The 13,184-nt window shown below is 69.4% G+C and carries 9 protein-coding genes; 6 read left to right on the top strand and 3 right to left on the bottom strand.

The window, feature by feature from the left end:
* Positions 1-79: 79 nt before the first annotated feature.
* From AADI75_RS14815 to AADI75_RS14805, 3 genes are all read left to right on the top strand, one after another.
* A complete protein-coding gene (locus AADI75_RS14815; protein WP_341209775.1) occupies positions 80-1,312 on the top strand; it encodes a type III PLP-dependent enzyme in 1,233 nt (410 codons plus the stop codon).
* Positions 1,313-1,421: 109 nt separating this feature from the next.
* Positions 1,422-2,480: a deoxyhypusine synthase gene (locus AADI75_RS14810; RefSeq protein WP_341209774.1), complete on the top strand. Its 1,059-nt coding sequence runs from the start codon at positions 1,422-1,424 to the stop codon at positions 2,478-2,480.
* Positions 2,481-2,800: 320 nt separating this feature from the next.
* Positions 2,801-3,748 carry an alpha/beta hydrolase gene (locus AADI75_RS14805; RefSeq protein ID WP_341209773.1) on the top strand — a complete coding sequence of 316 codons (948 nt, stop codon included), beginning with the start codon at positions 2,801-2,803 and terminating at the stop codon, positions 3,746-3,748.
* Here the strand turns inward: AADI75_RS14805 and AADI75_RS14800 are convergent.
* Both AADI75_RS14800 and AADI75_RS14795 read right to left on the bottom strand, forming a co-directional pair.
* Positions 3,714-5,411 (bottom strand): asparagine synthase-related protein, encoded by a 1,698-nt coding sequence (locus AADI75_RS14800; protein WP_341209772.1) that lies wholly within the window; start codon positions 5,409-5,411, stop codon positions 3,714-3,716. The genes AADI75_RS14805 and AADI75_RS14800 overlap by 35 nt on opposite strands.
* Positions 5,412-5,498: 87 nt before the next feature.
* On the bottom strand, positions 5,499-6,566 hold the full coding sequence (locus AADI75_RS14795) for a LacI family DNA-binding transcriptional regulator (RefSeq protein ID WP_341209777.1): 1,068 nt from the start codon (positions 6,564-6,566) through the stop codon (positions 5,499-5,501).
* 276 nt (positions 6,567-6,842) lie between these two features.
* On the opposite strand from AADI75_RS14795, the gene AADI75_RS14790 reads away from it, so the two are divergent.
* The 3 genes from AADI75_RS14790 to AADI75_RS14780 are packed head-to-tail and all read left to right on the top strand — an operon-like array spanning position 6,843 to position 11,389.
* Positions 6,843-7,829: an alpha/beta hydrolase gene (locus tag AADI75_RS14790; protein WP_341209771.1), complete on the top strand. Its 987-nt coding sequence runs from the start codon at positions 6,843-6,845 to the stop codon at positions 7,827-7,829.
* Entirely contained in the window at positions 7,763-9,910 is a 2,148-nt protein-coding gene (locus tag AADI75_RS14785) for a TonB-dependent receptor (protein ID WP_341209770.1), read from the top strand. The genes AADI75_RS14790 and AADI75_RS14785 overlap by 67 nt, the downstream gene beginning before the upstream one ends.
* 36 nt (positions 9,911-9,946) lie before the next feature.
* The gene (locus AADI75_RS14780; RefSeq protein WP_341209769.1) at positions 9,947-11,389 is read left to right on the top strand and encodes an NAD(P)/FAD-dependent oxidoreductase; all 1,443 of its coding nucleotides are present in this window, start codon (positions 9,947-9,949) and stop codon (positions 11,387-11,389) included.
* Positions 11,390-11,391: 2 nt separating this feature from the next.
* Here AADI75_RS14780 and glmS read toward each other — a convergent pair whose 3' ends face one another.
* Entirely contained in the window at positions 11,392-13,179 is a 1,788-nt protein-coding gene (gene glmS, locus AADI75_RS14775) for a glutamine--fructose-6-phosphate transaminase (isomerizing) (RefSeq protein WP_341209776.1), read from the bottom strand.
* Positions 13,180-13,184: the final 5 nt, after the last annotated feature.

The following is a 13,184-nucleotide window of genomic DNA, read 5'->3' as shown; positions in this document are numbered from 1 at the left end:
TCCGCTGCCCCATGGGACTTCCAACCGCAAGGCAGCTTTTTGTCACCGTATGCCGCAAGGCAATTGGAGGTCCCTTGAGTTGCACCAGCATCATCGCGCGCTGGGGTTAGCGCCCCTCTCGACCGTCCCTGCCGATTCTGTCGCCGGGGCCATCGACATCGCCATTCGTCAGCCGGTTCAGCCGGTGACGATCGTTCGTCCGCACGCCGCGGCACGGGCCGCCCGCTTCTTTACGGAGAAGTTTCCGGGCCGGACCATGTATGCGGTCAAGGCGAACCCGAGCCCGGAGCTGCTACGCACGCTCTATGACAATGGTGTGACGACCTACGACGTCGCCTCGATCGCCGAGGTTCGTCTGGTCGCCCGCACCTTGCCGGACGCGACCCTGTGCTTCATGCACCCGGTCAAGGCCGAGGAAGCGATTGCCGAGGCGTATTTCACGCACGGTGTCCGCACCTTCTCGCTCGACAGCATGGAAGAGCTGGCGAAGATCGTGCGTGCCACCCGCGGCGCCGCAGACCTCACGCTGTGCGTGCGGCTGCGCGTCTCCTCGGAGCATTCGAAGCTCAGCCTGGGCGCCAAGTTCGGCGTCGCTCCGGACGAATCGAAGGAGTTGCTGATCGCGACCCGCCAGGTCGCCGACGCGCTCGGCATCTGCTTCCACGTCGGCTCGCAGGCGATGACGCCGGATGCCTATGCGCAGGCGATGGAGCGCGTGCGTCAGGCGATCGTCGGTGCGGCGGTGACGGTCGACGTCATCGACGTCGGTGGTGGCTTCCCCTCGGCCTATCCGGGCATGAACCCGCCGCCGCTGGAGCGTTATTTCGAGACGATCCACCGCGCGTTCGAGAGCCTGCCGATCAGCTATTCGGCCGAACTCTGGGCGGAGCCGGGCCGTGCGCTCAGCGCGGAGTACAGCTCGGTCGTGGTGCGCGTCGAGCGTCGCCGCGGCGAGGAACTGTACATCAACGACGGCGCCTATGGCGCGCTGTTCGACGCCGCGCACATCGGCTGGCGCTATCCGGTCGCGCTGCTGCGCGAGCCGGAGTCGACCGTCCGCGATCACGCGTTCAGCTTCTGGGGTCCGACCTGCGACGACATGGACTATATGAAGGGGCCGTTCCCGCTTCCTGCGGACGTCACCGTCGGCGACTATATCGAGATCGGGATGCTCGGTGCGTACGGCGCGGCAATGCGGACCGCCTTCAATGGCTTCACCTCGGACGAGACGGTGGTCGCCACCGACGAACCGATGGAGTCGATGTACGTCCGGCTGCCGCAGCAGGTTACCGGCAACGTCGTTAAGCTGTAACGTAATCGCTTCAGTGATCCGGTGGCGGCGTGCGGATGTTCCGCACGCCGTCATCGTTCGGGTCTTCGCGTCCCCTTAGAACGACGTGCATTTCCCTGTGGGAGCCCCCATGACCGACACCAAGATCAACGACCATCGTAAGGCCGAACTGCTGTCGAAGCAGGTCAAGCACATCGACATCAAGAGCTTCGACGCGCGCCCGATCGTCGACGCGATGAGCGACATGAGCTTCACCAGCCGCGACCTCGGCCGCGCCACCAAGATCTACAACGACATGCTGGCCGACAAGGACTGCACGGTCTGCCTCGTGATCGCGGGCTCGACCTCGGCCGGCGGCTGCATGGACCTCTATGCCGATCTGGTGCGCAACAACATGGTCGACGTGATCGTCGCCACCGGCGCCACCATCGTCGACATGGATTTCTTCGAGGGCCTGGGCCACAAGCACTATCAGGCGCTCGAGATCCCCGACGACGACACGCTGCGCTCGCTCTACATCGACCGCATCTACGACACGTACATCGACGAGGAGCAGCTCCAGGACTGCGACTTCACGATCAACAAGATCGCGAACGAGCTGGAGCCGCGTGCCTATTCGAGCCGCGCCTTCATCCGCGAGATGGGCAAGTATCTCTCGGAACACGGCAAGAAGGAAAACAGCCTCGTCAAGCTCGCCTATGAGCATGACGTGCCGATCTTCTGCCCGGCGTTCGTCGACAGCTCGGCCGGCTTCGGCCTCGTCAAGCACCAGGTCGACCAGATGAAGGCGGGCAAGCCGTACCTGATGATCGACGCGGTGGCGGACTTCCGCGAGCTGACCGAGATCAAGATCCAGGCGGGCACCACCGGCCTGCTGATGATCGGCGGCGGCGTGCCGAAGAACTTCATCCAGGACACCGTCGTCTGCGCCGAGATCCTCGGCCACGAGGACGTGGAGGTGCACAAGTACGCGGTGCAGATCACCGTCGCCGACGTCCGCGACGGCGCGTGTTCGTCCTCGACGCTGCAGGAAGCGGCGAGCTGGGGCAAGGTGAACACCGGCATCGAGCAGATGGTGTTCGCCGAAGCCGGGTCGGTGATGCCGCTGCTGGCGTCCGACGCCTACCACCGCGGGCTGTGGAAGGATCGTCCGACCCGCAAGTGGGCGACGCTGTTCGACACCAAGTGATGTGAAGCGGGGAGGGGTGTTACCACGCCCCCTCTCCGTCATTCCCGCGAAGGCGGGAATCCAGAACCTCCGACGCCCGCGGCTCTTACGATACCCTGTCCTCGATCGCCGCCCCGGACTTGATCCGGGGCCCCGCTTCTTCTCGGCAGCCGAGGAAGAAGAAGCAGGATCCCGGATCAAGGCTCTCCTGAGGTTGTCGAAGGGGCCGGGATGACGGTGTGGTATTCGGAACGCGCCCCATCCGGCCGGGACGACCACGGCGGTTGCTCCTTCTCCCCCACCCCTGCCATAACCCTCTCGAAAACAACGGAGGGACGTGGATGCAGATCGACCGGCGCGCCTTGATCGGCGGAGCGGCAGGCTTGGCGACGCTCACGATCGCACCGCAGGCATCCGCGCAAGGCACCACCCAATGGCCCCCGCGCGAGCATTTCAAGCTCTGGCCCAAGCAACCGCCGAACAGCCCACGCCGCCTTCCCACCCCGAACAACGAGATGAGCGGCCAGCCGCCGCGCCGCGAACTCCACCTGCGCGGCGTCGCCGAACCGGTCGTCGGCGTCTATCGTCCCGCCAGACCTGACGGCCGCGCGCTGCTCTCGCTGCCCGGCGGCGGCTATCGCTTCCTCTCGGTCGAGAACGAAGGCATCAACGTCGCGCGGACCTTCAACCCGCTCGGCATGACCGTCTTCGTCCTCGCTTACCGCCTCCCCGGCGAAGGCTGGCTGGAGCCGCAGGACGTTCCGCTACAGGATGCGCAGCGCGCAATGCGGCTGATCCGCGCCCGCGCCGCCGATTTCGCGATCGCCCCCGCGACGCTCGGGGTGGTCGGCTTCTCGGCCGGCGGGCTGCTCGCCGCCAGCATCGCCACCGCTTATGCCGATCCGGTCTACGAGCGGCTCGACGCCGCCGACGACCAGCCCGCCCGCCCCGCCTATGCCGGGCTGATCTACCCGGTCATCACCGGCGACCGGATGCGCGTCGGTGCACTCGGCGCGGCGCGCTTCGACACCGACCGGCGCGTCACCCGCGAGACCCCGCCGATCTTCATCACCCATGCGCTAGACGATCCGGTCGTTCCTGCCGCGCAGCCGATGGCGATGCTCGCCGCCTGTCAGGCCGCGCGCGTGCCCGTCGAGGCGCATTTCTTCCAGGAGGGCGGTCACGGCTTCGGCCCCGCCTATCTCCCGCCCGACCTTCCCGGGTCGCACTGGCCGCGCTTGTTCGACCTGTTCGTCAGGCGGACGCTGGCCAGCCGAACAACCGGCTGAGGCTCCGCTCGAGCACCAGCAACCGCCACAGCAGCGCAGCCTGCGCGTCGTCGCCGCCGCGGTGTCGCTCGATCGACGCTGCGATGTGCGCGATGTCGAACCAGCCCGGCTCGGCCAGCAACCGCGACCGCTCCAGCCGCGCCACCTCCGCGCTCAGCGGCCCGCGCAGCCATTGCGACACCGGCAGCGACGGCGCGGCCACCGGCATCGCGGGCAGATGCCGCGCCATCGCCCCCGCCAGCGGCGAGGTCCGCGCCCGCCGCACCGCAGCCGGCAACGACAGCACGAACGCCACCAGCCGCGGGTCGGCAAACGGCGTCCGCCACTCCGCCCCGGCCGCCATCCCGGCGCGATCCGCGATCGTCAGCACCTGCCCCGGCAGCCGCGTCGCCAGATCGGTGCGCAGCGCGGCGTCGAGCGGATCGCCACCGCCCCACGCCGCCGCAAAACGCCGCATCGAGTCCTGCGCGTCCACCGCGCCCGTTTCCGCCGCACCGACCGCCGCCGCATAGTCCGCATCCGCCGCGCCCATCCCGGGCGGCGTCCACCGCCAGCGCCGCCAGCGCTCGCGCCGCGCGAACCGTCGCCAGCGCCCGCCATCCATCAGCACGGACGCCCCCGCCCCCGACATCACGACCGGCCCGCTCCCCCGCGCCGCGACGATCGCCGCCAGCGCCGCCGGATCGCCGCACGGCTCGTCGAACGCCGCCACCAGATCGTCGAGCAACGCCGGCAGGTCATCGAGCCCAGCGTGCCGATGCGCGGTCGCGAACCGCGCCGCCACCCCGCCATCGTCGCCGAGCCCGACCCCCACTCCGACCGTCGCCACCGCCTTCGCGCTCGCCTCCGCCGCCAGCGCGACCACCGTCGCATCGCCCAGCCCGCCGAGCAGCAGCGCCACCGGCCGCGCGTCGCCCGCGCCCCGCGCCACCGCCCCGCGCAGCTCGGCCAGCAACGCCTCCGCCGGCGCCTCGCGTGCGTCGGGCAGGGCCCACCACCGCCGCGCCCCTCGCAACGGCCGCGCGCGCTCGACCAGCAGGAAATGCCCCGCCGCCAGCTTCTCGACCCCCGCGATCACGCACGCATCGTCGGGCACATAGCCGAGCATCAGATAGTCCGCGGCCGCCGCCGCATCGGGCACGCGCCGCAGCAACGGATGCGCCAGCAACCCCTTCAGCTCGGACGCGAAGAGCAGCGCCCCGTCGGGCAGCATCGCCAGGTGCAGCGGTTTCGCCCCCAGCCGGTCGCGCGCCAGGAACAGCGTCTGCGTCGCCGCGTCGTGCACCGCGATCGCGAACGCTCCCTCCAGCCGGTCGAGCAGCGACGGCCCCCACGCCGCAAAGCCGTGCAGCACCACCTCCGCATCGCCCTCGCCCGCGAAGCGATGCCCCAGCGCGCGCAACTCGTCGCGCAACGCCGCATGGTTCAGGATCGTCCCGTCGAGCATCGCGGCATAGCGCAGGTTCGCGGTCGCGACCGGCTGCGTCGCCGCCGCTCCGCCGATCACCGCCAGCCGCCGATGCGCGAAGCCGACCCCCGGCGCGGTCCATTCGCCCGCGCCGTCGGGGCCGCGATGCGCCATCGCCGCCGCCATCGCGCGGACACGCGCCGGATCGACCGGCTTCGGCGTAGAGGGGTGGAACAGCCCGGCGATCGCGCCCATCTCAGCCGCGCCCCACGCCCACGCTGTTACTCACCGTCACATCTCCACGCCCCGTCACCGCCCGCGCGCTATCACGCGCCGGGCGGTTCAGCGACCCCGCTCATCCGGCATGTGTCGCGGCGGCGCGTCGGATCGTCGCCGCACCAGCGTATAGTCCAGCGTCACCTGCTTCGCCGCGCACCGCCCCGCCTCGCGGCGCTCGGCCAGCATCGTCGCCAGCAAGGCGATCGCCGCGCGGCTCATGTCCGCGATCGGCTGGCGGATCGTCGTCAGCTCGGGCCAGATCGTCGTCGCCAGCGCGCTGTCGTCGAACCCGCACACCGTCAGGTCGCGCGGCACGTCCAGCCCGCGGCGATGCGCCACCGCCACCGACGCCGCCGCCATGTCGTCGTTGCTCGCGAAGATCGCGGTCGGCGGCGCGGCCATGTCGAGCAATTGCTCGGCCGCCGCCAGGCCGGAGCGATAATCGAACAACCCCCGGGCGATCAGCGCGTCGTCCGGCACCTGCCCCGCCGCGATCAAGGCCGCACGATACCCCGCCAGCCGCTCCGCGCTGGCATGGATATTGTCGTTGCCGCGGATGAACCCGATCCGCCGGTGCCCCAGCGCGAGCAGATGCGCGGTCATCGCCTGCGCCGCGCCGCGATCGTCGATCGCTACCGCGCCCACCTGCGGCGGCGGTGCGCTGGTCGCCACCGCGACGGTTGGGATGCCCGCCGCCAGCAGCACGTCGAGCACCACTGGCGAGTCGCACAGCGGCGGCGGCAGGATCACGCCGTCGATCCCGCCCGCGACCAACCGCGCCGCGACGTCGCCCTCGTGATCGTCCAGCTCGCACTTCTGCACGATCAACTGGATGTCGGACCGCCCCGCCTGATCGAGACTGCCGAGCAGGAACGCGCTCAGGTACGACTCGCTGGGGTTGCTGAACAACAGCCCGATCCGCAACTGCGCCGCCCCCGCCAGCCGCCTTGCCGCCGGATTGGGCGAGTAATCGAGCTGCCGGATCGCCGCATGAACGGTCTCGCGCGTTTCGGCGCGCACATTGCCCTCGGCGTTGATGACGCGCGACACCGTCATCTGCGACACGCCGGCCAGCTGCGCCACATCGGCGATCGTCGGTACGCCCGAACGTCGCTTGCGTCTCTCCCCCATCATCCGCCCTGCTTAGCATCAACCATGCCGCAGGTAAGTCTCCCCCGCACATTTTGATGATAGCGTTCACAGATGATGTCGCGCTTATCCGTCGCCCCGGACTTGATCCGGGACCCCGCTTCTTCTTGCCGACCGAAGCGAGAAGCGGGATCCCGGATCAAGTCCGGGATGACGGAAGAACCTGAGTTCAGGTGCCAAGACCCCCACCATCACCACCTTGTTGCAACCCCACACACGCCCTAAGCGAAGCGCGATAACCGTCGGAAAGAGATAAGCATGGCCGCGACGATCGACGCTCCCACCCGCCGCGCGCTGCTCGCCGCGCTTGCCGCCGCCCCGCTCGCGCCCGCGATCGTCGCCGCGCAACCGGGTGACGAGACGCTGCCGCTCTGGCCGGGGTCGCCGCCGGGCGCGCCCGCCACGCTCCCGACCCGCAAGGTCGAGCAACGCTCGAAGACGCCCGGCTTCAACGATCGCTGGCTGACCGGCATCGCGATGCCGACGCTCACTGTCCGCCGCCCGGCGCAGCCCAATGGCGCGGCGGTCATGCTGATCCCCGGCGGCGGCTACGGCTTCCTCGCGTGGGACAATGAGGGCGAGGAGCAGGCGCGCTGGCTCACCGCGCGCGGCGTCACATGCTTCATCCTCACCTATCGCCTGCCCGGCGAGGGCTGGCGCAACCGCGCGTTGGTGCCGCTGCAGGACGCACAGCGCGGTCTGCGGCTGATCCGCGCCAATGCCGCGCGCTATGGCATCGATGCGAAACGCGTCGCCGTGATCGGCTTCTCGGCGGGCGGGCATCTCGCCGGCAGCCTCGCCACCCGCCACGCCGAGCGGACCTATGCGCTGGTCGATGCCAGCGACCGGCTGTCGGCGCGCCCCGATCTCGCCGGGCTGATCTACCCGGTCGTCTCGCTCGCGGAGCCTTTCACCCACGTCGGATCACGCGACAATCTGCTCGGCACCCCTTCGGACGAGGCCGCGCGCCGTGCCGCCTCGGTCGAGCGCCACGTCGATGCGCAGACCGCCCCCATCTTCCTCGCACACGCCAGCGACGACGGGCTCGTTCCGATCGCCAACAGCCTCGCGCTCTATCAGGCGTTGCTCGCCGCGCAGCGCCCGTCCGAGCTGCACGCCTTCGACAAGGGCGGCCACGGCTTCGGCGTCCGCCTCCCCGCCGGCACGCCCGCCGCGGCATGGCCGACGCTCTTTTCCGCCTTCGCCGCGCGGCTCGGCCTTTTCCCGACAGCCCCGGCGAGCTGACCGCCGCTACCGCCCGGAGACGATCGATCAAACACTTCACCACCGCCCTGCTGCTCGCCGGCACGCTCGCTACGCCGGCCATCGCGCAGGAGGGCGAGGAAGTGGTCGTGCGCGGCCGTGGGCTCGCGCCGCGCCCGGGCGACAAGGCCGCGTCCGTCGTGACGCTCGATGCCGAACGCATTCGCGAGAACGCCAGCAACCGGCTCGAAAGCGTCCTCGCCGACGTCGCCGGGCTCCAGCAATTCCGCCGCGCCGACTCGCGCTCGGCCAATCCCACCAGCCAGGGCATCTCGCTGCGCGGGATCGGCGGCAACGCCTCCAGCCGCGCGCTACTGATCCTCGACGGCGTGCCGCAGACCGATCCGTTCGGCGGCTGGGTGCCGTTCCCCGCCTATGCCACCGACCGGATCGGCGCGATCCGCGTCACGCGCGGTGGCGGCAGCGGCTATTTCGGCCCCGGCGCGCTGGCCGGAACGGTCGAGATCGACAGCAGCGGCCCGCGCGACCAGTCCGCGCTCGCCGCCGACCTTGCCTATGGCAGCCGTCATTCGGTGGACGCGACCGCTTCGGCATTGCTCGAACGCGGCGCCGGCTTCGCGACGCTCTCCGCCGCCTATGCACGCGGCGACGGCTTCGTCCCCACCGTCGCCGGGCAGCGCGGCCCCGCCGACCGCCCCGCCCCCTATGAGCAATTCTCCGCCGCCGCGCGCACCGTCGTCACCGTCGCGCCGTCCACCGAGTTGCAGGCGAACGTCTCGGGCTTCACCGACACGCGCGAGCGCGGCACCGCCTTCACCGCCAACCGCAGCGAGGGCGCGGACGCCAGCCTGCGGCTCGTCGGACGCGGCGCACTCGGCTGGTCGGCGCTCGCCTATCTCCAGACCCGCGCCTTCGCCTCGCAATTCGCCAGCGTCGATGCCGCGCGTCGAACCGCGACCCAGACGCTCGATCAATACAATACCCCCGCCACCGGGGTCGGCGGGCGGATCGAACTAACCCCCCGGCTCGGCCCCGGCCGCGACCTGCGCTTCGGCGCCGATATCCGCCGTGTCGACGGTCGGACGCAGGAACTCTACACCTATGTCGCCGGCCTCCCGACCCGCCGCCGCGTCGCGGGCGGCGCGGCGCTCAATTGGGGCATCTTCGGCGACGGCACGCTCACTGCCGGCGCCGTGACGCTGACGCTCGGCGGGCGCGTCGATCGCTGGCAGCTCACCGACGGCAGCCTCCGCGAAACCACGCTCGCCACCGGCACGGCGCTGACGACCAGCGATTTCGCCGACCGCGCCGGCACCGAGTGGACCGGGCGCGCCGGGGCGGCGTGGACGATCGCGCCACCGCTGACGCTGCGCACCTCGGCCTATCGCGGCTGGCGCTTGCCGACGCTCAACGAACTCTACCGCCCGTTCCGCGTCGGCACCGACGCGGTCGCCGCCAACGCCTTGCTGTCGCCCGAACGCCTCACGGGCGTCGATGGCGGCGTCACCTTGGTGCCGATCGGGGGGGTCAGCCTGACCGGCACCTTGTTCTGGAACCGGCTGACCGACGCGATCAGCAACGTCACCGCCGGGCGCGGCCCCGGCACCTTCCCTGGCGTCGGCTTCGTCGCGGCCGGCGGCACCTACCGGGTCCGGCAGAACCTCGACGCAATCGAGTCGACGGGAGTCGAGCTGGACGCGCGTTGGGATCACGGCCCGTGGTTCGCCAGCGCCTCGTGGAGCCATGTGAACCCGCACGTCCGCGCCTCGGGCAGCGCCGCGCCGCTCGACGACCTTCGGCCCGCGCAGACCCCGCGCGATCTCGTCTCCGCCGCGCTCGGCTGGCGCCGGCAGGACGCAGCGCTCTCGGCGACGCTCCGCCACAGCGCCGCGCAGTTCGAGGACGACCAGAACAGCCGCACCCTCGCCGCCGCGACGACGCTCGACGGCTATGCCGCACTCCCGATCACGCGCCGGATCGCGATCGAGGCGCGCGCCGAAAACGTCTTCGACGCCCGCGTCGAGGCGGGGATCAGCGGCACCGGCGTGGTCGAGCGCGCCACCCCGCGTACCCTGTGGATCGGCGTCCGCCTCCGCTCGTGATGACAAGGCGGCGTCCGCTCCCGTAAGGGGGCCGGCATGAACGAGCATCTCGACGTGCTGATCGTCGGCGCCGGCCTGTCGGGGATCGGGGCGGCCTATAGGATCGGCCAAGACCGCCCCGACCGGCGCTGGGCGATGTTCGAGGCGCGCGACGCGATCGGCGGGACGTGGGACCTGTTCCGCTATCCCGGCATCCGCTCGGATTCGGACATGACGACGCTCGGCTTCCCCTTCCATCCGTGGCGCGGCGAAAAGACGATCGCCGACGGTGCCGACATCCTCGCCTACCTGCGCGACACCGCGCGTACCTTTGGCATCGACCGCCACATCCGTTTTCGGCACCGCGTCATCGCCGCCGACTGGTCCAGCGACACGGCGCGTTGGACGGTCCGCTACGCGGTCGACGGCACTTTCGCGCAGATGACGTGCCGTTTCCTGTTTTTCTGCTCCGGCTATTACGATTATGCGCGCGGCCATGCGCCCGAATGGCCGGGCATGGGGGTATTTTCGGGCAAGATCGTGCACCCGCAGGCGTGGCCGGCGCACCTGTCCGTCACCGGGCAACGCGTGGTGGTGATCGGCTCGGGTGCCACCGCGGTCACCCTTGTCCCCGCCTTGGTCGCACAAGGCGCGGCGCACGTCACAATGCTCCAGCGTTCTCCGACGTTTATCGTCGCGATGCCCGCGCGCGACCGCGTCGGCGCGGCGCTCCACCGCATCCTCCCCCGGCGGCTCGCGGATACGCTAACCCGCTGGAAAAGCATCGCTTACGGCATTGGCAGTTACACCCTCGCCCGCCGCCGCCCCGATCTGGTGAAGCGCCAGATCGCCAAACAACAACGCGCCGCCCTCGGCGACGGCTATGACCTCGCCAAGCATCTGACGCCGAAGTATAATCCGTGGGACCAACGGCTCTGCCTCGTCCCCGACAGCGACCTGTTCACAGTGCTCCGCGACGGTCGCGCATCGATCGTCACCGACACGATCGACTGCTTCACACCAGATGGTATCGCACTGACATCAGGCGACATTCTCCCCGCCGACCTGGTCGTCACTGCCACCGGCCTACGCCTGAAGCTGATGGGCGGCGCCACCCTCGCGGTCGACGGCCGCCCGATCGAACCGCACAACCACCTCGTCTACAAGGGCGCGATGTTCAGCGACGTCCCGAACATGGCCTTTTCAACAGGTTACACCAACGCGTCCTGGACGCTGCGCAGCGATCTCAGCGCCCGCTTCGTCGCTCGCGTCCTCGACCACATGGACGCCACCGGCGCCACCACCGCCACCCCGGTCCCGCACGCCGCAGAGGAAGCGACCGCCCCGCTCCTCGACCTTAGTTCCGTCTACATTCAACGCGTTGCGCAGTCGCTGCCGCGCCAGGGAAAGCGTACGCCGTGGCGGGTGCAGCAGAATTACGTCCGCGACGCGCTGACGATGCGCCGCCGCCTCGACGACGGCGTGCTCCGTTTTCGCTAACCTTATTCGACGGTTACGCTCTTCGCGAGATTCCGCGGCTGATCGACGTCGGTCCCCTTCGCCACCGCGACATGGTAGGCCAGCAACTGCACCGGCACCGCATAGACGATCGGCGCGATCAGCGGGTGGACCTTGGGCATCGTGATCGTTGCAACGCAGCCCTCGCCCGCCGCCTCGACCCCGTCATAGTCGCTGATCAGCAGGACTTTTCCACCCCGCGCCTGCACTTCCTGCATGTTGCTGACAGTTTTGTCGAACAACGGCCCGGAAGGCGCGATCACCACGACCGGAACATTTTCGTCGATAAGCGCAATCGGTCCGTGCTTCATCTCGCCCGCCGCATAACCTTCGGCGTGGATGTAGCTGATTTCCTTTAGCTTCAGTGCACCTTCCAGCGCCAGCGGATAATCGGTGCCACGCCCCAGATACAGCACGTCGCGCGCCCCTGCGATCACCCCGGCAATCGCCTCGATCGACTCGTCATAGGCCAGCGCACCGTTGATCGCGGCAGGCGCCTCGGCAAGCTGCCGGACAATATTGCGCTCCTCACTCTCGGTCAGTCGCCCCTTCGCCTTGGCGAGATTGGCGGCCAACGCCGCCAGAACCGAAAGCTGGCACGAGAATGCCTTGGTCGAGGCGACGCCGATCTCCGGCCCCGCGTGCGTCGGCAGCAGCAGGTCCGCCTCGCGCGCCATCGTGCTGGTCGGCACGTTGACGACAACCGCGATCGTCTGCTTCTCCGACCGGGCGTGGCGCAGTGCAGCCAGCGTATCAGCAGTCTCGCCCGACTGGCTGATAAACAAAGCTAATCCGCCCTCTTCCATCACCGGCGCGCGGTAACGGAACTCGCTGGCGACATCGAGATCGACCGGCACGCGCGCGAATTGTTCGAACCAGTATTTGGCGACCATCCCGGCATAGAAGCTGGTCCCGCACGCCACGATCGTCACGCGCTTGATGCCCGACAGGTCGAAATCGGGGATCGGCAGCACGATCTTGCCCTCGAACCGCTGCAGATAGCTGCGCAGCGTCTGCGCGACCACGATCGGCTGTTCGTAGATCTCCTTCTGCATGAAATGGCGGTGATTGCCCTTGTCGATCAACGCCCCGGTGACACCCGAGATTGTGACCGGCCGCTCGACCGGCTGGTTGTCGCGATCGTACACCTGCGTGCCCTCGCGCGCGCACACCACCCAATCGCCCTCTTCGAGATAGGCGATCCGCTGCGTCAGCGGCGCCAGCGCCAGCGCGTCGGAGCCAAGATACGTCTCGTCCTCACCATATCCGACCACCAGCGGCGAACCGAGCCGCGCACCGATCAGCAATTCCGGGTGGCTGCGGAACAGGATTGCCAGCGCGAATGCACCATGCAGCCGCGGCAGCACCTCGCGCACCGCCTCGATCGGCGACTTGCCACCCTCGACCTGCTCGCTGATCAGGTGCGCGACCACCTCGGTGTCGGTTTCGCTCGTGAAGACACGACCACGCGCCTGAAGTTCCTCGCGCAATGCCTTGAAATTCTCGATGATCCCGTTGTGAACGACGGCAACTTCGTCGGTGGCGTGCGGGTGCGCGTTGTTGGTGGTCGGCCCGCCATGCGTCGCCCAGCGCGTGTGCGCGATCCCCGTCGTGCCCGGCAGCGGATGCGCGGCGAGTTCCTTGCCGAGATTGACCAGCTTGCCCGAGGCGCGCCGCCGCTCGATCGCGCCATCGACGATCGTCGCGATCCCGGCGGAGTCGTAGCCGCGATATTCGAGCCGCTTCAGCCCATCGAGCAGGCGATCGGCCACATCCT

The organism is uncultured Sphingomonas sp. (assembly GCF_964021865.1).
Classification (GTDB): Bacteria; Pseudomonadota; Alphaproteobacteria; order Sphingomonadales; family Sphingomonadaceae; genus Sphingomonas.
This window is presented reverse-complemented; position numbering and strand designations above follow the sequence as displayed.